This window comes from Paenibacillus sp. P4_E11 (assembly GCF_056401635.1).
The window spans coordinates 1-20,989 of record NZ_JBFUIX010000011.1 but is presented as its reverse complement, the minus strand read 5'-3'; the positions used below and the strand labels follow the sequence as shown (position 1 = coordinate 20,989).

At 50.6% G+C, this 20,989-nt stretch carries 20 protein-coding genes and 1 riboswitch; of the genes, 5 read left to right on the top strand and 15 right to left on the bottom strand.

The features are described from left to right. Positions 1–56 precede the first annotated feature (56 nt). On the bottom strand, positions 57–956 hold the full coding sequence (gene purU, locus AC1DWB_RS06945; protein WP_477540312.1) for a formyltetrahydrofolate deformylase: 900 nt from the start codon (positions 954–956) through the stop codon (positions 57–59). Between the two features lie 37 nt (positions 957–993). Continuing rightward, positions 994–2,121, bottom strand: coding sequence for a deoxyribonuclease IV (locus AC1DWB_RS06940; protein WP_477540311.1), 1,128 nt, complete (start codon positions 2,119–2,121; stop codon positions 994–996). A 189-nt stretch (positions 2,122–2,310) separates the two neighbouring features. On the opposite strand from AC1DWB_RS06940, the gene AC1DWB_RS06935 reads away from it, so the two are divergent. After that, complete coding sequence (locus AC1DWB_RS06935) at positions 2,311–2,721, top strand: DUF2621 family protein (protein ID WP_477540391.1); 411 nt, start codon at positions 2,311–2,313, stop codon at positions 2,719–2,721. An 83-nt stretch (positions 2,722–2,804) separates the two neighbouring features. Here AC1DWB_RS06935 and AC1DWB_RS06930 read toward each other — a convergent pair whose 3' ends face one another. From AC1DWB_RS06930 to AC1DWB_RS06895, 8 genes are all read right to left on the bottom strand, one after another. Next, positions 2,805–4,121, bottom strand: coding sequence for a glycosyltransferase family 39 protein (locus AC1DWB_RS06930; protein WP_477540310.1), 1,317 nt, complete (start codon positions 4,119–4,121; stop codon positions 2,805–2,807). 115 nt (positions 4,122–4,236) lie between these two features. Next, complete coding sequence (locus AC1DWB_RS06925) at positions 4,237–5,745, bottom strand: response regulator transcription factor (protein WP_477540309.1); 1,509 nt, start codon at positions 5,743–5,745, stop codon at positions 4,237–4,239. Beyond that, a complete protein-coding gene (locus AC1DWB_RS06920) occupies positions 5,723–7,456 on the bottom strand; it encodes a sensor histidine kinase (RefSeq protein ID WP_477540308.1) in 1,734 nt (577 codons plus the stop codon). Before AC1DWB_RS06920 ends, AC1DWB_RS06925 begins: the two co-directional genes overlap by 23 nt. A 33-nt stretch (positions 7,457–7,489) precedes the next feature. Next, positions 7,490–7,927 (bottom strand): MarR family winged helix-turn-helix transcriptional regulator, encoded by a 438-nt coding sequence (locus tag AC1DWB_RS06915; protein WP_477540307.1) that lies wholly within the window; start codon positions 7,925–7,927, stop codon positions 7,490–7,492. A 96-nt stretch (positions 7,928–8,023) separates the two neighbouring features. After that, entirely contained in the window at positions 8,024–8,485 is a 462-nt protein-coding gene (locus AC1DWB_RS06910; RefSeq protein WP_477540306.1) for a hypothetical protein, read from the bottom strand. Then, entirely contained in the window at positions 8,473–9,153 is a 681-nt protein-coding gene (locus AC1DWB_RS06905) for an alpha/beta fold hydrolase (RefSeq protein WP_477540305.1), read from the bottom strand. The genes AC1DWB_RS06910 and AC1DWB_RS06905 overlap by 13 nt, the downstream gene beginning before the upstream one ends. A gap of 103 nt (positions 9,154–9,256) precedes the next feature. Next, positions 9,257–9,583, bottom strand: coding sequence for a hypothetical protein (locus tag AC1DWB_RS06900; RefSeq protein ID WP_477540304.1), 327 nt, complete (start codon positions 9,581–9,583; stop codon positions 9,257–9,259). Between the two features lie 134 nt (positions 9,584–9,717). Then, complete coding sequence (locus AC1DWB_RS06895; protein ID WP_477540303.1) at positions 9,718–11,040, bottom strand: cupin domain-containing protein; 1,323 nt, start codon at positions 11,038–11,040, stop codon at positions 9,718–9,720. A gap of 240 nt (positions 11,041–11,280) precedes the next feature. Then, a riboswitch (cyclic di-GMP riboswitch) is annotated at positions 11,281–11,372 on the top strand. A 68-nt stretch (positions 11,373–11,440) separates the two neighbouring features. Between AC1DWB_RS06895 and AC1DWB_RS06890 the strand changes: the two genes are divergently transcribed. Both AC1DWB_RS06890 and AC1DWB_RS06885 read left to right on the top strand, forming a co-directional pair. Further along, positions 11,441–12,451 carry a DUF3185 family protein gene (locus AC1DWB_RS06890; protein ID WP_477540302.1) on the top strand — a complete coding sequence of 337 codons (1,011 nt, stop codon included), beginning with the start codon at positions 11,441–11,443 and terminating at the stop codon, positions 12,449–12,451. A gap of 185 nt (positions 12,452–12,636) precedes the next feature. Further along, positions 12,637–13,509 (top strand): hypothetical protein, encoded by an 873-nt coding sequence (locus AC1DWB_RS06885; protein WP_477540301.1) that lies wholly within the window; start codon positions 12,637–12,639, stop codon positions 13,507–13,509. 72 nt (positions 13,510–13,581) lie between these two features. Here the strand turns inward: AC1DWB_RS06885 and AC1DWB_RS06880 are convergent, their stop codons facing one another. The 4 genes from AC1DWB_RS06880 to AC1DWB_RS06865 form a co-directional block, all read right to left on the bottom strand. Continuing rightward, the gene (locus AC1DWB_RS06880) at positions 13,582–14,958 is read right to left on the bottom strand and encodes an ABC transporter substrate-binding protein (RefSeq protein WP_477540300.1); all 1,377 of its coding nucleotides are present in this window, start codon (positions 14,956–14,958) and stop codon (positions 13,582–13,584) included. 75 nt (positions 14,959–15,033) lie between these two features. Next, positions 15,034–15,822: a carbohydrate ABC transporter permease gene (locus AC1DWB_RS06875; RefSeq protein WP_477540390.1), complete on the bottom strand. Its 789-nt coding sequence runs from the start codon at positions 15,820–15,822 to the stop codon at positions 15,034–15,036. A 35-nt stretch (positions 15,823–15,857) separates the two neighbouring features. Then, a complete protein-coding gene (locus AC1DWB_RS06870; protein WP_477540299.1) occupies positions 15,858–16,811 on the bottom strand; it encodes a carbohydrate ABC transporter permease in 954 nt (317 codons plus the stop codon). 189 nt (positions 16,812–17,000) lie between these two features. Then, a complete protein-coding gene (locus tag AC1DWB_RS06865) occupies positions 17,001–17,612 on the bottom strand; it encodes an acetylglutamate kinase (protein ID WP_477540298.1) in 612 nt (203 codons plus the stop codon). A gap of 131 nt (positions 17,613–17,743) precedes the next feature. On the opposite strand from AC1DWB_RS06865, the gene AC1DWB_RS06860 reads away from it, so the two are divergent. Beyond that, positions 17,744–18,199, top strand: a complete 456-nt coding sequence (locus tag AC1DWB_RS06860; RefSeq protein WP_477540389.1) for a MarR family winged helix-turn-helix transcriptional regulator — start codon at positions 17,744–17,746, stop codon at positions 18,197–18,199. A gap of 4 nt (positions 18,200–18,203) precedes the next feature. Continuing rightward, complete coding sequence (locus tag AC1DWB_RS06855) at positions 18,204–19,499, top strand: MFS transporter (RefSeq protein ID WP_477540297.1); 1,296 nt, start codon at positions 18,204–18,206, stop codon at positions 19,497–19,499. Positions 19,500–20,208: 709 nt separating this feature from the next. On the opposite strand, the gene AC1DWB_RS06850 is transcribed toward AC1DWB_RS06855, so the two are convergent. Then, positions 20,209–20,937: an N-acetylmuramoyl-L-alanine amidase gene (locus AC1DWB_RS06850; protein WP_477540296.1), complete on the bottom strand. Its 729-nt coding sequence runs from the start codon at positions 20,935–20,937 to the stop codon at positions 20,209–20,211. Positions 20,938–20,989 lie beyond the last annotated feature (52 nt).

Here is a 20,989-nt window from a genome sequence, read left to right as displayed (position 1 = left end):
CCCCGCAAAGTAACAGGATTAAGCTTCGAAGGCTCACTTCACTTTGTGGGGATCATTTACGAATGAAACACCACAGTCTTGTTCTCGTGCACGAGTACACGGTCTTCGACGTGCCAGGAGACGGCACGAGCCAGCACCGTCCGCTCGATATGGCGGCCGATTCGCTTCAGGTCGTCCACGCTGTGGCGGTGGCTGACGCGTTGGACGTCCTGCTCGATAATCGGGCCGCCGTCGAGCTCAGCAGTCACATAGTGAGCTGTGGCCCCGATGATCTTCACGCCCCGGTCATACGCCTGGGCGTATGGCTTGCCTCCCACGAAGGCAGGAAGGAACGAGTGGTGGATGTTAATAATCCGGTCCGCATAATGCTTGATGAAGTAGGGGGACACGATCTGCATGTAACGTGCCAGCACGATTGCATCGACCTTGCCGTCCACTAGCTCCAGCTGACGGCGCTCGGCTTCGGACTTCGTATCGGCCGTAACCGGCACATGGTGGTACGGAATCCCGAACGACTCTACGGTCTCTCTCATATCCGGATGGTTGCTTACCACAAGCTCGATATCCGCATCCAAGTCGCCGGATCTCCACTGCCATAGCAGCTCTAACAGACAATGATCTTCTTTGGAGACGAAGATCGCCAGTCGCTTGCGGAGGCTAGCTTCCGTGATGCGCCAAGTCATCGAGAATGGTTCCGCTACGGCCGCGAAGTCCCGCTCCAACTCGGTCAGCTTGCTCTCAAGCTGATACAAGTCGAATTCAATGCGGATGAAGAATAGCCCGCCTGCAGGATGCATCGTATATTGGTCGGACTGAACGATATTGGCCTCGTGCTTAGCCAGAAAAGCCGATACCGCCGCTACGATGCCCGGACGGTCGGGGCAGGAAATAAGCATCCGGGCACGGTCGCGATTACGCTCGGACCTGACCGGCAACGATCGATTGGTTACACTCATGCTATTCTAAGCTCCTCTGATTCTCGCTTACTTTTTCTTATGCAGTCTGGAATACTTCCTTACCCGCCAGCCAGGCAGTCAATCGTTGATTGATCTGCTCTTCCGACAGTTCCGGGAATAGTCGGTTCTCGAACACCATATCATACAGCCGCTCCAGCGGCTCGCGAGCGTCCGCTTTCTTGGCCTTCGCATCATTCTTGAGGGCATCCCACACTTGCAGCACATATTCGCGGGAATCGATCGATTCCTTGCCGAAGTAGTGGTGCAGCTTCTCCAATTGCTCGAAGAACTCGCCGCCGAATCGAGTAGCCGCATCACCGCGGAACAGAGCGATCTCGGCTTCATACATCGGGCGCTGTGTCTTATCGTCCTTGCCAATCCATGGCGTCTCCAAGATCATCGGCAAATGCTGCAGACTAGGGTGATGCACAATATAATTCATCGCCTTGAAGCCGATCAAGCCGGAACCTACCGGAGAGTGGCGGTCTTTGCCTGCACCACGGAAGTTCTTGCTGTCGTTCAAGTGAATGACACCAAGTCGGTTCAAACCGACAATTCGGTCGAACGATTCCAACACGCCATCAAAGTCTTCTACTATATCATAACCTGCGTCGTGAATATGGCATGTATCCATACACACCGTAAGACGACCATTATCTTCGACCTTCTCCATAATCGCGGCCAGCTCCTCGAAGCTTCGGCCAATCTCTGTGCCCTTGCCTGCCATCGTCTCGAGCGCGACGTTCACTTGCGTGTCCTTCGTCCCCTTCAACACTTCATTCAAGCCTTCTGCGATTCTAGCAATTCCGTATTCAACATCCTTCTCCGTATAGGCGCCGGGATGCAGCACGATATTGCGGACGCCTAGATAATCCGTCCGGCGAATCTCTTCTTGCAGGAACCTGACTGCTAATTCGAACGTGTCTTCCTTATAAGAACCGAGGTTAATAATGTAGGGGGCATGCACGACAATCTCACCCATGCCATGCTTGTCCATCACTGCTCTGCCCTCGTCGATAAATTGCTCCTCTATTGGCTTTCTCCGCGTATTTTGCGGGGCGCCGGTGTATATCATGAATGTACTGGAGCCGTAGGAAACCGCTTCTTCGGCCGCGTTCAACAGCCCTTTATCCGAAAAAGAAACATGAGAACCGATTTTCAACATTTTTCGTTCACTCCCTCTAACTTAGCTTTTATCCTATTTTAACATATAAGATTTAATAAGTCCCGAGGCCCCCGCAAAGTAATCGGGTAAAACGAAACTATAAATAAATCTAGGAATGGGGTATAATTCTACAAGAAGCATTCTTACACAATACGCCACGAGGTGATTGCATTGCCTTCCCAAACGTTCATGATCGCCCTCATATTCTGGGCCTGTATATTGTTGTTCTTCATGTCTGTAGGTGGATTCTTCATGTTCCGTAAATTTATGAAAGTGCTGCCCAAGGCAGACGGCATGTCCAAACTTGATTGGCAAAATCATTATGTCGATACGTCCCGCCACCTGTGGACTGATTCTTCCAAATCGTTCCTGGAAACACTCGTATCGCCGGTACCTGGTCCTTTTCGCGACATTGCCCGCCACTCCATCGCAGCCCGAATCGGTCAGGTTGCCTTGGAACAAAACGCATCCGAAGTGACACAGCAGCACTGCATTGAGGGGTACATTCTCGCCACACCTAAGCGCGATTATCCGAGCCTCATGCGGTTTCTGGAGAAAGAACAAATCGATTACACCCCTTATAAGCACCTGTTGGGTTGAGGAACAGCAACAACAACAACAACAACAATAACAACCCCCGTTCGGGATCAGTGCCCGAAGCTGAGGGTTGTTTGTGCTTTCCTTTACATGTCGGAACTATACGTTGTCCGTTTTCTTTTCCAGAATTGAATCCACATGCCCGTTACTGCTTTGACAAAGAGAAGGACGAGGTGAATGCTTCTATCCGCCCCATATGCAACCATAATGAGAATAAATGGTATGCTTGGCGCCTTGTACCTGTACATTCCGTCAATGAAGATAATGATACAAAACATATAAATGGAGAGAACGATCAACCACACGATAGAGGCTCTTCTAAACAGACCGTTCCATAGGGTTGCAACAGTCCCTAGCAGAAACAGGAATGTAGGGAGTATATGCTCGGCAAATCTGAGAATGCCTCTTTTCGATGTCAGATCCGTTTCCCAGACCCATTTGCCGAGAAAAGCCGCAATTCGTTTGACATATAGGATGGAGATATGATCCCAATTGTTGACTAGGAAGCTGATGATCAGACTATTCATGACATCGATGTTATAATCCGGCTTGAAAAAATGGTCCGCAGACGTTGGGCTGTCGTAGATCCAACCCTTGGCGTATATGTTGTACAAAACCATCTTGGCGTTGAACTGAATGGAAGTCACCAATAGATCCAGCTTGCCGCTCGTCAGGAGATAAATCAAGACTAGCACTGCTGTTGCCAGAACGCCTCCAAGGGCCAACCTATGTTGAAGAAAAAAACGAACGAACGTTTTTCTATGAACATTCATTACGATAAATACCAGGATGAAACTTAGCACTATGATGCCGGTCGGTCTGAATATCATCAAATAGAAGGCAGAACAGGTGAATAAAATCTGGTATATACGTCTGCCAGAGTCCATGGCCTTGAGAAGAAAGTAGACGCATAGAAGCAGCAGGCTGATAAAGAAACTGTCGGACAGAATATACACGGACCATAGCGTAATGGGCCATGTATGAAAGCAATACAAATAGGAAGCTATGATAGCAGTTGTTCGGTTAAACAGCATGCGGGCGATTTTATAGACAAGGATGACGGCGAGTCCTGCAGTCACCGATTGTACGAATAGAATGGCAACCGGGTCCTTCAATACCGCGATCAGCGAGGTTAGAAGGAGGTTGTATCCCATATATAGGATATCGTCCATATGCAACCCGATTCGCTTGTTGGCCAACAACGAATAGGCATAGCCCAGATACCACTCAGAGTCGGCAGACTTAGGAAAGCTTTGTCCGGGCGATTTCAGAAAGAAGAAATACTGCAATCTCACCTTCAGCGATAGCAGGACAAACGGAATGATAAAAAGAAGGTCCCATTCTTTGCATTTGCGGAGTAGTTGGATAACAGAACGTTTGAACGGTTCATAAAATCGATACATGCTTACACCCCGGTTGCATACGCTGTGATAATGTTTCAACCATTATACCCAGCGAAAGACTTGGGGCAAATGCACGAATCGCAGTTGTTTATGGACGAATAGATGGATTCCCTAATCACTGCCGAGAATGAACGTACTCGGAAGGAGATTGGCCCGTCAGCTTCTTGAATACACGGCTGAAATAAAGCTGATCCGCGTACCCTACCTCACTTGCTACCTGCTTCAGCAGCAAGTGGGGCCGTTCATCCATGATGCGCTTAGCCTCCTTGATCCGATAATCCATCAAATATTCGATAGGCGTTATCCCGATTTCCCTTTTAAATAAAACGCTCAAATAATTGGGGACAAGCCTAAACTCCTCGGACAAACTCTGCAGTGTAACGGTCTTACGAAAGTTCATCTTCAAGTATTGTTCGACTTGGCTGACGATCGTATGGAACGGGGCCGCTTGATCAGCCGAATGAGGCATCGATTCGAACAAATTATGAAACAAGGCCGTTACATGTTGTTCTAGCTCCACATAGGTGAGCGAATGGGAGACCGCCACTTCCAAGTCGAATTGCCGCTCGAGACCAAGATCTCCAAACTCGGTCAAGATGCGAAAGAGAGTCTGTAGCATACTGTACTGGGTGGCATCGCTACTTTCCCAGCTCGCTATTAAGGCATGCAGCGCCTCTGTGAATGGCTTTTCCCGTTTCCGTCCAACCGCCTCGATTACCTTAGCCGTCTCTACTATGAACTTACGATCCGTATCTGTCTCCTTAATGCCGGGGTCTCTTAGAATCCGCACGTGCGACTTCGCAAAAACATGCGAGTGTACAAGTTCTCTCCGGAGCTGCTTGCTCGTCGCGTGCAGTTGGTGAAGCGACAAGTCCGATTCCATGATCCACGCAACCGGCATCGGTTGATTCAGCAAGCTTAATAGCACAGGGTCAAGGCTGGCCCGAATACGGTCTTCATCATCGTATGCGTGGGAAGCCAGTAGAAGCAGCCGCTCATTCGGTCTCTCGCCGTTCAATAACCAATGTCGAAGGCCAAGCTCCTCGCAGCGCTTCAAGTACTCAGCAAGCAGCGAAGATGGCCACCATGCCTCTCCAGGGTGCAAGTCCATCACTCCGTTGCAATAAGGCCCTGCGCACACGAGAATCAGTGCATATTGAGAATATTGAAGTGTGGGAGGACAATGGTCTAAATTCATGCCTTGCAGTAGCAATCCCAATGCCTCCTGCTCCTGACTTATCTTAAGCTGCTGGCGTTTCAGCTTCAGCTTCCGCAGCAGTTCCTGAATTTCTTGAGCCGTCGCAGGCTTGAGCAAATAATCATCTGATGCATGTGTCAGGATGGCTTCCCGAACATATCCATAATCCGAATAGGCGCTTATTACAGCCGTTAGAAGCTCGGGCTTTCTCTTCTTTGCTTCACGAAGCAGCTGCAGCCCGTCCATTCTCGGCATCCTTATATCGGTAAGAAGTACGTCCGGATCGAAATCTCCCATCATGTCCAGAGCCTCAACCCCGTCATAGGCCTCCGCCACAATGACACCTTCGGGTTCATCTCTCATAATAAGTGCTTTCATCCCACGGCATATCGCCACTTCGTCATCAACCAATAATATTTTTAACATCCGTCTGTTCTCCTAGTTCACACCCTAATGTTACAGAGGCGCCGCCCGTCTTGTTGTTGGAAAGTTCAAATCGCAGCGAATGACCAAACGTATGAAACAGCCGATTGTACGTATTCAACATCCCGAGCCCCCCTTCATCTGCTTGAAGGCCGAACCGTCCGGGCTGTCCCTGTCCCTGTTTGCTTGCGAATTGCTCCAAATAATCGGTTCGGAATCCGTCTCCGTCATCATGAATTTGTACGTTCCAGCTTGATCTCGAGACCGATACGCGAAGTTCAATGCGCCAAGGGTACTTTTTCCCGACAAAGCCGTGCTTCATGCAATTCTCCACAAAGGGCTGCACAGAAAGCTTGGGTACGCGGACCAAGGCCAGATCCCCTTCCAACTCCACATCTACGACCAGATGTTCCCGGTAACGGGTCTTCATAATATCGAGATAATGAAGCGTATGGTCGACTTCTTCCTGCAGAGATACGAGCTCCCTACTGTCATAAGTAATGTAACGAAGCATCCGAACCAGCTCGCTAGTAATCTTGGGAATCTCTTCGTTACCGTCCTCCATCCCCAGCATGCCGATCAAGGTCAGCGTATTGTATAGAAAGTGGGGATTCATTCGGGCCTGCAAGGCAATAAACTGTGCTTGAAGCTCGCGGGAATGCGCTTCAACGGCATGCTGCTTGGATTCCTCCATTCGTTGCAGCATACTGGTAAAGGCATGATAAAGATGAACGATTTCATTATGGGTTCCTTTGGCATCCATTCCGGCGAACAGCCGTTCCAATTGCTCCTTCGTCCGGGCATCACCGGGAACCTGGGCCATCGCATGGCTGAGCTGAACAAGCGGCCGGGTCGTTCTGGATGTGAAGAAGAAGAACAAGACTAGCGAAACTAGCGACACCCCCCCGGCAATCACAGCCATCCAATAGCCGGTATTGCGCACAGACTTGAGCAACAGGTCCATAGGCTGGGATACGACCAGCCGCCAACCGGAGCGGGATAGCTTATGCTCGGCGGTGACTGCTTCGGTTGCGGACAGCTGCGACGGAGTAGCCGGATACAAGATCTGATTGTTGTTGTCATAGAGGATGACTTGTTTGCCATTGGTCGCAGGCTTTCCTTGGGATAACATGGCTTCGAGATAGGAGGATGGAATCTGGACTTCAATAACCGTTCCGGGCACAGCGCTACGAATGACGGAAACGACCATTTTCCCCTTGGAGTCCCAGTCGTCCCGATGCGGAGGAAGTACAAGCAAGGGCTTCGTCTGAAGCTCGCTGAACCAGGACAAGCTGGCAATATTTTTCCGTGCCTGTTCTCTATTGTATGTCGACCCGAATGAGAGGAAGGTGCCGTTGTCCTTAATAATCGAGATACGATTGAAGCTATCCGGCTCAATGTCCAAGTCCATCCGCATCTTATTAAACACATTGATTACTTTATTATTGGAATTTGCGTCGGGCGTCTCCTTCATCCAGTTCTCAATCGAAGGGTTTGTAAGCGTGTTCACGGCCAATCTGTCTGCCGACACGATAGCGTTGTCAAGCTGCTCGGCTAAGGTCGTTACCTCCCACCGGAACGACTCGGACAGCGTTCGATTGGCCAGAGACTGGTAGTATTTATAAAAGCCTATATACGAGAGCGGAATGACCAGAAACACAATCAGCGAATAAATCGCAAACAACCGGGTCAGCAGACTCCACTTCTTCAACATGATTCTGACTCCTTCATTCTGCTCTCCAGTGCATTACCTGCTACCCATATCGCCATCCGCCAGCCTGCGGTATAGACCATGCAGCGTGTCAATCTCTTCGTCGCTCAACACCGAGAAGATCCGATTCTCCTGCTCCCGCTTCAGCTTAATGACTTCCTGCAAGAGCTCCTTGCCTTGCTCGGTAATTTCGAGGAACACCAAGCGGCGATCTTCCTCGTCTCTGCTTCTCTGAACATATCCTGCTTCAACCAATTTATCCGTCAAACCCGTGATCCCTCCAGTCGTCACAAACAGCTCAGCTGCCAGACTGGTCGGTTTCTGCGGGCCTTTCGTCTCTAAGATTCTCAATATGGCCGCATGCGTAGGTGAAATGCCGCTTAACTTGGTTTTGTTCCACTCCAGCATCCACTTCTTCGACATCAGGCGCAGCATTTCCGTGATTTCAATTAATTGTTGTTCACGACTCATCATTCAAACTCCCAGCATTCTTGAGATTCGCATCAGATCAACATTAGCACCAATCGTATGGAGGGTCAATGAGGGGCTGTTTACAATAGGATATAACTCTCACCCCAAGATTTGAATCGCCGTACACACAATCATGCCATTACGCTGCTCAGCTTGAAAGAAATAAGCTTGTGCAGATTCGGGAAGTTCAGCGGTAACCCGGCCCGAGGCAGCGTCATAGATCGCCGGAGCCTCCGCCCACATCACGCTTGGCCAATTCTTCGCTTCCTCCGCGTACATGAGCCGTACCTGATCTCCATGCTCAGCGTCCATCAATTCAGCTGAGGCGGATCGGCCTACGCGAGCTTGACTCTCGAACCGCGCAAGAGCCGGCGCGCTCTTCACAATGGAGGCGGCGAAAGCATATATTTCCTCCCGCTCCCAGCCCGCTATATGCCCATGCCTCATCCCTTGGATGACGGACAACGTCGTGAGCGGCTGATTGCGTTTCGCTGTTTCGTACGACTTGCCGAATATAGTGAGCGGGAAATGGGAGTCGTTCGTTCCGTTCACCCACAACATAGGTAATCTCGCCTGAGGCAAGTATGCAGAAGGATCCCATAAGCTCTAACCCGCTGCTCTTCCTCTCCCATCGAGGCGAATGCTCGCTCATATTGGTTGCCCGCCTCGAACAAATACCCGCAGCCGTATACGGGAATGGCGAACTTGAATCGGTCGTCCAATCCGGCAACAAGACTTGTCAAGATTCCGCCCCACGAGATACCGGTTACGCCAATTCGATTCGGGTCCACTTGCGGGAACGAAAGGATGAGCGAATGCGCCAACAGGACGTCAGCCACCGCATGGTACATCCATTGGTCGATCAGCGGCAGTTGGTAATCGCTGAATTCACCTTGCCGCGATGGCCCGCTCCAGGCATGCTGCGGGCGGGTCCCGTCTTCGCCTTTGTCGGCGGGCGTATGCCCCTCCAGATCCATGGCGATGGCGGCGTAGCCCCGCTCGTTCCAGATCCGCACCCATTCGGCGAAAGCCGTACCGCCGCCGCCGTGGACTAGAACGACCGCTGGCACCCGCTCCCCTACTGCTTCCTTCGGAAAACCATAGTACGCAAACACACGCGTTGCTTTCCCTTGATACGGCATCGCCTCGTAATAGACAGCCTGCAAGCCGTCGGTTTCAAACCCCTGCGCATAATAATGGTTGGGGGGGATTCCCGAGCCGCTCGACATCCCAAAGCAATTCGACTTGCCCTCCCATTCGTTCGTCTTTCATCTATATTCGCTCCCATCTTATTAGAACTTCGTTCCCCCACTTCAGATATATGTCACGCACTTATATAGGAAGCTTCTTCTGTCCGAATCGCCACCCTGTTCGTCCAGCCGCTATCCCGTATCCCCGATCGCTGATCACCAGCGGAACGGGCGCATGCGTTTCCCCGGTATCCTGCTTCGGATCGCTAGAGAGCAGGCTTCCTCCGCCTGTCAAAGGCTCCTCAGTCATCTCCACCGACTCGAACGGAAAAGGAGCATTCGGCAGCCGAGACATTGCTACCTTCCTCAGCTGCCGATCCATATACGACGGTGGAGACAGCCCCTCTGGGCTGCCTACTGTCATCGTCCATACGCCTGGTGGTACAGATTGCCATGCTAATGGGTCCATTCGATACTCGCCTGCCTTTCGATCTTATAGGGATTCCCGGCTTGCAATGAAATGACGCAATGAGCATGATCGGGAGCACCGACACCGCAATGACTGCCAATTGCACGCCGGTTGGCAACACGTTGACCAGATGATTAATCAGTCCTGTTGTTTGTCCAAGAAGGAGCGCATGATCGCCCCACTTCAAAGATAATGAGCTTCAGCGGCTGGCTTCCGTCATTTTCCAATCCGTGCTTCCACCAAGGTTTATTCAGCACCACATCACCAGCCTTGACCGGTCTTGCTTCCCCGTTGACTGTCATAACACCGGTCCCCTCCAGGATGATATACATTTCCTCATCGTCTCGGTGACCATGATAGCCAATCGAATTACCCGGCGGGATAACGCTGTATCCCAGAAACTTGACCGGTGTATCGAAATCGTTATCGCCGTACAATCGGATTCCCTGGATCGTCCCTTTTCCACGATGACTCACCGTTTCCTTCAGATCCGCTTCAAGGAAGTTGCGAATAACCATAGGCCCGTATCCCCAACTGCTGGAAGTGTCCACCATCCGGTTCGTTCCCAACGATACCTTGGCATAATGCGCCAACGCCTGGTTCTTCAAGTAACTCTTCCCACTCGTTTCGGCTTCCCTATTCTCCCGAAGGGATGCCAGGAATTCGCTGAACGGGCCTGAAGCATCCACATCGCTGAAATCATCGAAACGTACAGTTCCTTCTGCTGTGGTGAGCTCTATATGTTTATCCTCCAGGACCAAGCTGCCTGCTGTCCCTTCGATTCGCCAATCGCCGGACCACTCTGTCTGCTTACCTCTCGTTATCGTGGAGCCGCGAAACGTTGCTTGAATACCTGCCTGCATGTCCATTACAAGATGCAACTCATGACGCTGTACGGCCATGATGCTCCCGACCTCGCGACCCGTCAAATAGCGAAGCAAGTCGAAATGATGCACGTACAATTCCTCCAGCACCTCGGTCGGCTCCACCGTGACCTTCTCCCTAAGGCGATAAAAATCGCAATGAATCGTCCGGACATCACCAATGGACCGGTCATGCAGCAACTGCTTCAACTTGCGAACAATTGGGAAAGCGCGATAATTCTCAGCGATCATGAACGGAATGCCTTCTCGCTCCGCCCTTTCCACGACCGCGATAGCATCCTTATAATTATCGGCAATCGGCTTCTCGCAGAACACCGGAAGCTTGTGGTCGAAGGCCAAATGGTTAATCGCGGTATGCGCCTGCCTTGGCGTCACATTCACCAGCATATCCGGCTTTTCTCGTTCGATCGCTTCCCCCACTGATGTATAGAAGGGCACACGGTCCACGTTCACTTCCTCATTCTTGCCAGGGTCGACATCCACCACGATCAATTGGATGTCGCTGTGCAGGTTCCGTAGTCTCCGGTACCACCCTGATCCGAATCCGCCCAAGCCAACCAACACCGCTTTCATGCGATCCCTCCCGCTATTCCGTCACCAAGTCAGATGTAATTGTTTTCTAATCTTAATCGTACACCTTCCAGACCCGCTGCTCTATGTCCTAACTTTCGCTCGGTTGTGTTTTGTTACGTTTTTAAGTCTACTCATTTATTCGACATTAATTGCAGGATTTTCCTATCGTATGTCGAATTTAATGAGCAGCAAGATGCATATTATGGTTATTAAGAACCAGTGAGCCGATAACGAAGTCGAATGAACCAAAGGCAAATCCGTACGAAAGGCGGAGACGCAAAGCCACGGGTCTAATGCTTCCCTTCAGAAGCGATGACAGCCGGGTTGCTTTATACAACTTCGTTTTTTTGCTGTGCATCAATTGCGTAGGTTGTGACATCAAGAAGGAGGATAAGAGAGAATGATTAGCTTTTCATGGTGGCTGCTATTGATAATTGGATGTGCGTCGGTATTCGTAAAACAACTGCTGGAACAGAACAACATCATCCGATCGTCGGCTTCTATTAAAAATGCGATGTGGATATTGTTACTGATTGGCTTCATCTACGATGTGATGGGTCTCTCCACCCGAATGATAGGGGATGTTGCGTACTATACTCAGCTATATGTATCTGATTCTAGTCCAGTAGTGATATTCTTAGCGCTATATTACGCTGTATCGCTGGTTCTTATGTACTTATGGCTGAAGCTTGAAAACTCTGTGAAATTTTCACCATACATACTTGTCGGTCTATATGTCATCCTGGCCAAAACATCATTCAGTGTATTCCGCTTAGCCATTCTGATCGTATTAGTTGTGCTTGCGGTTGTCGCACTTGTTCTATGGATTCGCGAGAGAAACAAATCGGGTATTCAGTCGGGGACAAGATCTACTGTGTCTGCAGCAACACCGTGGTCAGGAGCCGGAGCAGCGAAACCATCGACAGCCGGATCATTCCAAACGAACGACTCCATTCGTTACATTATCGGCGGCATCCTCCTTGTTGGCGGTATCCTGCTTGTGGTTTATGGGATCGTGCAGATGAACACGGACGAACAGCAGATCAAAAACATGATTTCACAGTTTACAAAGAAGGATGCGGGGAATCCGGGCGTTACTTATATCGTATTCGGTTCGATCGCAGCGATTGCTGGTATTGTGATGCTGGGGATCAAGCGGAAGCCGATAGGTGCCATGCCGTTACATACTCATCTCCCGCAACAGGCGCAGGTAGCGCAGTCTGAACAAGCTGCCGTACGTGAGACTTTCCGAATCGAAGCAGAGGAGCAACAAGGTGCAAGCGGGGCAATCGTGCCAACCGTGCATCCGAATCGAACGCACAAGTTTTGTACGAAATGCGGGACGAAGAATGAAATCCGTAACCTTTATTGCAAGCAATGTGGTGAACGATTTATAGATGCAGAGGAGTAGACACGATGATTTGTACAGCATGTAAGCGCGAGAATGATGAGGGGTCCAAGTTTTGCAACGATTGTGGACATTCATTTGAGCAACCGACCACAGCACTTCCCGGCAATCGCAGGAAGCTAGTTGTCGGATTATTAGCGGCAGTCCTTGTGGTTGGAGGCGCTATGATATGGAATAGCCGCGCGAAAGTGGACAATGATGAACGTTCGCCCCAATCGACCACAACAAGTGCTTCGCAGCCAGCGAATTCCAAAGTGTTCAGTAAAGGCGCAACTCCAGTTGAACGATTACAGAACATTCGCACGTTCGCTCTTGGCTTTGTGCAAAATGTGAATAATAAGCAATATGAGGCGTTACCGGATTATTTCGCAAAAGCTTTCTATGAAGGAAAAGTAAGTAAAGACCTCAGTCGGATCGTCGGACCAGGGAATAAACCATTCTGGAGCATTCAAGAAAATACATGGATTGTTTTCCCGGATCACCCTACTCGCGCTGACGTGGTAAGCAGATTGAAAGACAATACGGTAAATGCAAAATATCCACTCTCGATTTGGAATGTCGACGTTCGAGCAGACGGGAAAGAAGCCATTGTGTATGCCGCCTATTATAATAGTAATGAAATAGGGCACAATTATCTCTACCTTCATATTGTCCAGGAAAAAGGCAATTGGAAAGTGGGACGTATCGGCAAAATATATAATGTAAGGACGGACTATAAATATAGTGAACTACCATCCGACCTCTACACGATCGGCCAGGAATTTGCTGATCTCTATAACAAGCAGGATTTTGCTATGGTAGAGAAAAAGTTCGGTATTCGCTACGCACTCGATTCCGGACCAAACGCGAGATTTAATATGAACGACGTGCTCAAGCTTCCGCAAGTCGGTTTGATGCAAGCATTCAACGCCAGAAAGGAAATAAAAGATTTCAAACAAGTCAATTTGTACACCATCGGGAATGAACCCCTGTTTGCCCTACGTGCTTCGCAATATACACTCTTAATTGCAGAAGGCGGTACGGTAAGAGGATTACGTCCGAGTTATGCCGATTTCCCATGAGTTCGAATGATTGTTGTCTTACACGAAAGCAGCCCCCGGCACATCCATGCCGGGGGCTGCTTCTCTACGCCATTACTTCACGCTCTTGTTATACTGTACCAGCTTCTCATTGATGCTCTTCGCGGCAGCGTCCAGCGCTTCCTTCGGGGATTTCTTCGTGTTCAACACTTCCTCGATAGCCCCTTCGACGATTTGACGAGCTTCCGGGAATACGCCCATCACGGCGCCTTGCGTAGCCGTGTTCGGCTTTGTCGCATGAAGCTGGTCGACAGCGGTCTTGAACTGTGGATACTTCGTCATGTTATCCTTAACGATCTGCTGATCGTACGCTTTCTTCGTAATTGGGAAATAGCCGGTATCGATATGCCATTGTGCCTGCACTTCGGGGCTGGCCAAATATTTGATAAACTCCCAAGCCGCCTTCTGCTCCTCTTCCGGCTTGTTGTTCAATATATACAGACTCGCCCCTCCTACGACGACTCCTCCATCTTTGCCATCTGCGGGCTTCGGCAGAAAGGCGGTCCCGACTTCGAACTTTCCTTCAGCCGTGCTCACAATGCCGCGAAGCGATGCGGTGGAATCGAGCGTCATAGCGATTTGTCCGGCGGCGAACGCTTTTTTGGTATCGTCGGTTTTGCGACCCAGGTTGGTCGCGGTTTTGTTGTCGACCATCTCTTTCCACCACGTTAACGTCTTCACACCTGCCTCGGAATTCACCTGAGATTCCGTTGCTAGTCCGCTCCGACCATTGCCATTATTGAGGTATTCCGCACCTTGATTGGCGAAGAACTGCTCCATGAACCAGCCATAGATCGCGAAGGAGGCTCCAGCTTTACCATCCTTGGTCAACGCCTTGGCTGCCTTGGCAATATCGTCGTATGTCTTGAGTGATACGTTTGGATCTAGGCCGGCCGCTTTGAACATGTCTTTGTTGTAGTACAAGATCGGGTTCGACGTATTGAATGGCATCGAGTTCAGCTTGCCGTCCATCTTGTAATAGTTCACGATGTTATCTTCGAGCTGGGACAAGTCGAACTTGTCGGCATCAATAAACTTCTGTACCGGGGTAATCGCCTTGGAGTCGATCATGAATCGGCTACCGATTTCGAACACTTGGATAAGCGATGGACCGCTCTTGGAATCCATCGAAGCTTTCATTTTATTTAAGCTCTCATCGTATGTACCTTGGAAAACAGCTTCGACTTGCACATCCTTGCGGCTCTTGTTGAAATTGTCGACAAGCTTGTCCGCCGCCTTGCCCAATTCCCCGCTCATCGAGTGCCACCAGACGACTTTGACGGTTTTCGGCTCAGCCGAAACTTTTGGCGATGGTGTGCTGCTAGGGGTGGAAGCGTTGGAAGGTTCTTTGCCCCCTCCGGCACATGCGGTCAGGAATACCATCAGTAGGACTAGCAGGGCAGCCAACGATTTCGTACGGAACGGATTCATAGCTTCGTATCTCTCCTTTTATATGGTACGTGTATTTGGAGCGCCTGTTCACACAGACGCGGAACACCATGCCAATCAGCCTTTTACAGCTCCAGCCGTTAAGCCGGACACGAGTTGCTTCAATCCTAACGCCAAGAGCAAGAGTGAAGGCAGCAGCACTAACGTTACCCCAGTCAATACTAGATTCCAGGACGTCATCTCCTCGAATTGCAACATCGAGATGCCAATCTGGACGGTGCGCATCTTCTCGCTGTTCGTCATCAGGAGCGGCCACAGGTACATGTTCCAGGCCGAGAGGAATGAATAGACGGCAAGCGTCGAGAGCGCTGGGCGCGACAGCGGCAATACAAGCAGGGCGAAGCTCCTCAGATGGCCGCAGCCATCAATACGCGCCGCCTCGAACAGCTCCTTAGGAAGCTGCAGGAAAAACTGACGAAGCAGAAACGTGCCGAACGCGGTCGCGAGAAAGGGGACGGTCAAGCCTTCATATGTATCGAGCCAGCCCCAGCGCTTCATGGTCAAGTAGTTGGGAATAATCGTCACTTCCCAAGGGATCATCATTGTAGCCATGAACAAGGAGAATAGGAACGCCTTGCCCTTGAAGCGCAGAAAAGCGAAAGCATACGCCGCCATGCTGGCTGTGACAAGCTGACCTAGCATGATGAGGGCGGAGACGACCAAGCTGTTGCGGAGAAAAGCGACGATCGGGACAAGCTCCAGCACTTTTACAACATTGCCCATGTACAGTTGGCTTGGAATCCAAGGTGGTGGAAATACACTTGTCTCCTGCTCGGTCATAAAGACAGAGGCGAACGTAAAATATAACGGATACACAATTAGGACAGACAGGACGATCAGCACCATATAGAGCGGGATACGTCGATTCAACGAGGCCAACTTCACTGGTAGTGCACCTTCCTCTCGAACACGCGGAATTGAACCCACGTAAGCAGCAAGATCAGAACGAACAGCACAAGCGCTTGGGCGCTACCTGACCCGAAGCGGAAATTGACGAACGCCTCCTGATAGATCGAGTACACCACAACATCCGTCGTGTTCATCGGACCGCCCTTGGTCAAGATGTGGATCTGGCCGAACGATTGCAGGGCACTAATGATCGAGACAATCACAGCGAAGAACAATGTTGGCGATACAAGCGGCACCATGATGCTCCAGAATGTCCGGATAAGCCCCGCTCCATCGATCTTCGCGCTGTCATGGATTTCGGACGAGATTTGTTGCAGCCCGCTTAGCAGGATGATGTAGGTAAAGCCCAAGTTCATCCACACCGTCATGAGCGATACAGAGATAAGTGCCCAATTCGGATTGGATAGCCAGAACACAGGGTCAACACCAACCAAACTAAGGACGTAATTAAGCATGCCTACCGTGGGGTGAAACAATAGCATCCAGATCACAGCCGAAGTTCCTACAGACAAAGCGATCGGCATGGAGAAGACGAAGCGGAACAGCCGAATGCCAGGTAAAGGCCTATATGTAAGGGCGGCTAACAGCAACGCAAGTAGGATGCCTGTTGGGACGGTGTACAAGGTGAACAACCCCGTCACCTTCAGGCTGTTATAGAATCGTTCGGACAGGAACAGATCTGTGAAATTGTCTAGTCCGACATAATGGGCAATCCGCCCGCGCGGATCGGTTGAGTGAACACTGAGGTTGATCGACTGCAGCATCGGATAGAATAGGAAGATGGCGAAGATCGCAATCGACGGGAACAAGAACAGCAGACCTAACCCCGCTTCCTTCCATCGCAGCAAGATTCCTGCGCGACTTCGACTAGGCACGGCCGAGCCGGCTTTCTGCAGCAACAGAAGCTTCTTATTAACCGTTTCCAATGCATCCACCCTTTCCATATTTGGAATGTGCGGGTTGCCCCACCGGGTTTATTATAAATGGTAAATATTAGAGTTGTATCAACTGGGGGTAAAGATCTCGTAAAGAGCTTTTCTCTTCCATTAACAAACGGACTTCTTGGCTGCAGCCAAGAAGTCCGTTTGTTAGTAAAGCAGCAGGCGCGGATGGGCTCAAGCAAACATAGCCGGAAACTGCTTAATAATCCCAGCCGTCATCATATCGGCCATCTCAAGTGCTTGCCTTTCAATCTGATCGTATATGGCGACATCGGCGACATAATCCTTGGATAGCCTCAGTACGGCTTGCTGCTTAGTCAGCTTCAAGTGATCGTGCAACATAGTTTCCCATTGGGCCTTCGACCAGTATGGGTTGATGCTCGCCAGGAAGGCGGCGATGTCATTGGCATTGCGGTACCATTGCTTCTCCACCTTGGCTGCTGTTGCAGAATCTCCCGCTTTGGCGGCTTTGACCAATTGGTAAGCAAGCATCAGATGCTCTGTGAGCAAGTCTCCGAGCTTAGTAGCGATCGCATCTCCATAGATTGGCCTGAAGRCCGCAGCCATATCTGTAGCATTGCGCAGCAGTCGCTTCGTCACCACTTCTTCGTCGGGTAAACCCTCCGCAATACTAATAATCGTCATCCTCGTCCAAGCGACATGTTCTTCCCACAACATGCGCAGTGTGTTGCTCAGCTGCAGTTGCTTGGGACTAATGCAGACGGCTCCACGGGAGTAACAAACAGTCGGTGGGTAAGGGGCGTAATAAGGCAAGTATCTCATCATCCTAGCATCCTCTTCTTCATTTAATTTTTCTATCATATGTGCGGGTACCCAGTTAAGTGCTTTGACAAAATTAGTTGTTATAAATATAATTGTCATACTAACTATTATTCAGGGAGTGTTTGGCCGTGTCTATGAAAGAGAACAGATCGAATGTGTTCGAGCATTCCGCCGGGTTCAATCTAGGTTTGACTTACCGCAAAATGTCGCAGCTATTCACCAACAGATTGAAGCCGTATGACATCACACCCGAACAGTGGACTGTTCTATATTGTATCCGTGTGAAGGATGGGATGATTCAGAAGGAAATTGCGGAGTTGGCCAGCAAAGACAAGCCGACAACGACTCGCATTCTGGATGTTCTGGAGGCCAAAGGCCTGATTTATAAAAAAGCGGGCGAAGCAGACCGCCGATCATTCCTAGTCTATTTGACCGATAAGGGCAGGGACGTGGCTGCTCAAACAGAGACAATTGAACACCAAGCAGTTCAAGATGCTACTGCTGGCATTTCGGAGGATGAATACGAGCATCTGCTTGAGCTATTGCGTCGAATCGGAGCGAATACGGACCGATTGAACGAGAGAGAATAAGGAGATGAACCACGAGGTGTCTGAACAACTAGAGCAACATCCCTCATCGAAACTATGGACTAAGACGTTTGTAGTCCTTACTTTGTGTTATTTTTTGCTGTTTCTTAGTGTGCAAATGCTGCTGTCGCCTTTCCCAAGCTATGTAAAAGATCAGTTTCAGGCTGGTGACGTAACCGTCGGATTGGTCACTAGCCTATTCGCCTTGGCAGCCATTGCTTCCCGCTTCATGACGGCAGCTCTGATGAAGAAGGTGCACCGAAACATCCTATTGATGGTTGGCATTCTGATTGCAACAGTAGCTACGTTCGCTTACCCATTTGCCCATTCGGTAAATGTCCTTTTGCTAATCCGTGTTGGATTCGGTGTAGGGTTTGGGATGACTAGCACGATTATGCCTACGCTTGTGTCGCAGATAATCCCTCGTACGAGAATTGGTGAGGGAATCGGCTACTTCGGCTTATCTACAAGTCTCGCCATGTCGTTCGGGCCGATTATCGGCTTGTCGGTGATGGACGAATATGGCTTCACCCCGCTTACGATTGTAGGGGCCGTTGTCATTGCACTTATGGTTCCGCTGCTGCTCGGTACTCGCTCTATTCCACCTAAACCCGCGGTTCAGGTAAAGTCCCAGGTTGCTAGTGTTGGACAAGCTAGCGGCACTAGCCGTGTCAACTTCGACCGCAATAGAAGATCTTTCGGCAAAAGCAGCAACGCCAAGCTGGTCCTCCCTGCGCTCATGAACATGTTCATCGGAATCACGTATGGCGGGCTGCTCAGTTTCCTTGCGCTGTTCGGCAAAGAAGTGCACATCGAGAACATCGGACTATTCTTCCTGTTCAATGCGGTCAGCATCCTGATCATTCGTCCGATCTCTGGCCGAATCTTCGATCGTAAGGGGCATGCGGCCGTCATCATCCCAAGTGCGGTAGTTCTCTTCGCCGGGTTGAGCGTCTTGTCGTTCGCCAGCAGTTTGCCGCTCTTGATCGTAGCCGCGCTGCTGTATGGACTTGGCTTCGGAGCGATGCAGCCTACGTTGCAGGCGTGGATGCTGCGAGACTTGCCGCCCGAGCGCCATGGTACGGCGAATAGCCTATACTATAATGCAACTGATCTCGGTATCGCCTGTGGCTCCATGCTGCTCGGCTTCATCGCCTCCAGCTCTAGCTACGCCTTGATGTATCGCTGCTCGGCCCTCGTCATGATCGTGCTGCTGCTCGTATTCGGGTTATCGCATCGCATGAGTACGAAGAGAGCAACTGCTCGGATGAAACCACAGCAGGATTCCTGTGAGGGCAATTGAACGGACACCAGAGACCTTAATAGCTGTTTACGCCTCTTGTGTATGATCCTTGCGGACCCAGCAGCCCTTATTTCACACAATTCCATGCGTCAGGGCTTAATTACAGGAAATAAAGGATCCTGGGTCCGATAGAAAGCGATTCGACTCTAAAATCAACAAATAAGAGCTTCTGTGTCCGTTCGGGTTAAGCCTGAGTTTACGTGTTCAGTGATACCTCACTTTGAGGTTAGTTCCCAGTAGGGTATAGAGGAAGTCCTTATCTTTGTCTAATCACCGGACGGTCCTTGGTGGATGAGTTTTGTTTCTCCCTTGTTCTTCTTTCCTTCAAAGAGTTAGATCTTCTATGTGGCGTCTTCGAATTCCGAAATGCTGCAATAGTGCAGTTTTTTTCGCCACACCCTGTCCAAGGCTAGTGAAATCCTGCAAATGTGCAGGATTGTATCGACAAGATCTCGATTTCGCAAGAACCACAGCCGAAAATGTTGCACTTTCGCAGTAATCTGGAACATTTGGATGCAAACGGATCAAAATTCTGTACTAACGCAATTGCAGGATTCGAGCGAAATGAGTTTCCCGAATCGCGACTGCCCCCAAGAGGTGGAACCGAGGCCCCCCGAAAACTTATATTTTCTAAAAATGTGAAAAAGTCCAGATTCGGCATTCGAATCTGGACTTAATATTCGCAAAAAAGCTTATGATCATCGCACTACTAGGACAAGGGGAACGTCTTCTTCGTGAAGCTTACCATCCCCGCCACCAGCTTATCCTGATACTCTTCTGTCGCCAGCAGCTTATCCTCTTCGGCATTGGTCATGAATCCCATCTCCACCAGAAGTGATGGCACCGTCGACCAATTGAAGCCCGACAAGTCGTTGCGCGGCACGATCCCTCTTGATTTGGCCCCAGTCTCCGCGATCAGTTCCCGTAGCATCGTCACAGCCATGCTTTTACTCGACGCCAATAAATCACCCGAGGATGGGTAGAGAACTGTTATCCCCTTCACGTAGGCCAAGTCAGAACCATCGGCATGGATACGGATGGAAATATCGGCCCCTGCTTCGTTGCACAGAAGCGAGCGCTCCTTGTTGCTGATGTCCACGTCGTCGGTTTCCCGGACCATCACGACACCATAACCCGCTTCCTTCAGCTTGTCACGCAGCTTCAAGGATACTTCGAGCGTCAGCTTATACTCCGGCTTCTTGGTGGAGACGCCGACCGTCCCCCCTGCCACTTTCGCTTTGGTCACCTCCGAGCCAGGCCCATCAGGCTCATGCTCATTGTTGGCCTTACGCTGGTGTCCGGGGTCGACGCACACCAGCGGCGCATGCTTCGCCGCGCTAACCGCTTGCACCGGCGGCGCGGCAGCCGCAGCCGCGGCGGCCGTGCCCGCACTCGCGGCACTGGCGTCGCCGCCGCTCGGCTGCGCCGCGCCAGGCACGGCGAGCGCCGGCGCCTGCAGCGCGCCAGCGCCTGCGGCCGCCGCGACGGGC

What these genes read in the sequence shown, in the direction of transcription:
- purU (WP_477540312.1), bottom strand. Translation starts at nt 956, where the DNA reads ATGAGTGTAACCAATCGATCGTTGCCGGTCAGGTCCGAGCGTAATCGC.
- AC1DWB_RS06940 (WP_477540311.1), bottom strand. Translation starts at nt 2,121, where the DNA reads ATGTTGAAAATCGGTTCTCATGTTTCTTTTTCGGATAAAGGGCTGTTG.
- AC1DWB_RS06935 (WP_477540391.1), top strand. Translation starts at nt 2,311, where the DNA reads ATGATCGCCCTCATATTCTGGGCCTGTATATTGTTGTTCTTCATGTCT.
- AC1DWB_RS06930 (WP_477540310.1), bottom strand. Translation starts at nt 4,121, where the DNA reads ATGTATCGATTTTATGAACCGTTCAAACGTTCTGTTATCCAACTACTC.
- AC1DWB_RS06925 (WP_477540309.1), bottom strand. Translation starts at nt 5,745, where the DNA reads ATGTTAAAAATATTATTGGTTGATGACGAAGTGGCGATATGCCGTGGG.
- AC1DWB_RS06920 (WP_477540308.1), bottom strand. Translation starts at nt 7,456, where the DNA reads ATGTTGAAGAAGTGGAGTCTGCTGACCCGGTTGTTTGCGATTTATTCG.
- AC1DWB_RS06915 (WP_477540307.1), bottom strand. Translation starts at nt 7,927, where the DNA reads ATGATGAGTCGTGAACAACAATTAATTGAAATCACGGAAATGCTGCGC.
- AC1DWB_RS06910 (WP_477540306.1), bottom strand. Translation starts at nt 8,485, where the DNA reads ATGTTGTGGGTGAACGGAACGAACGACTCCCATTTCCCGCTCACTATA.
- AC1DWB_RS06905 (WP_477540305.1), bottom strand. Translation starts at nt 9,153, where the DNA reads ATGTCGAGCGGCTCGGGAATCCCCCCCAACCATTATTATGCGCAGGGG.
- AC1DWB_RS06900 (WP_477540304.1), bottom strand. Translation starts at nt 9,583, where the DNA reads ATGGACCCATTAGCATGGCAATCTGTACCACCAGGCGTATGGACGATG.
- AC1DWB_RS06895 (WP_477540303.1), bottom strand. Translation starts at nt 11,040, where the DNA reads ATGAAAGCGGTGTTGGTTGGCTTGGGCGGATTCGGATCAGGGTGGTAC.
- AC1DWB_RS06890 (WP_477540302.1), top strand. Translation starts at nt 11,441, where the DNA reads ATGATTAGCTTTTCATGGTGGCTGCTATTGATAATTGGATGTGCGTCG.
- AC1DWB_RS06880 (WP_477540300.1), bottom strand. Translation starts at nt 14,958, where the DNA reads ATGAATCCGTTCCGTACGAAATCGTTGGCTGCCCTGCTAGTCCTACTG.
- AC1DWB_RS06875 (WP_477540390.1), bottom strand. Translation starts at nt 15,822, where the DNA reads ATGGTGCTGATCGTCCTGTCTGTCCTAATTGTGTATCCGTTATATTTT.
- AC1DWB_RS06860 (WP_477540389.1), top strand. Translation starts at nt 17,744, where the DNA reads ATGAAAGAGAACAGATCGAATGTGTTCGAGCATTCCGCCGGGTTCAAT.
- AC1DWB_RS06855 (WP_477540297.1), top strand. Translation starts at nt 18,204, where the DNA reads ATGAACCACGAGGTGTCTGAACAACTAGAGCAACATCCCTCATCGAAA.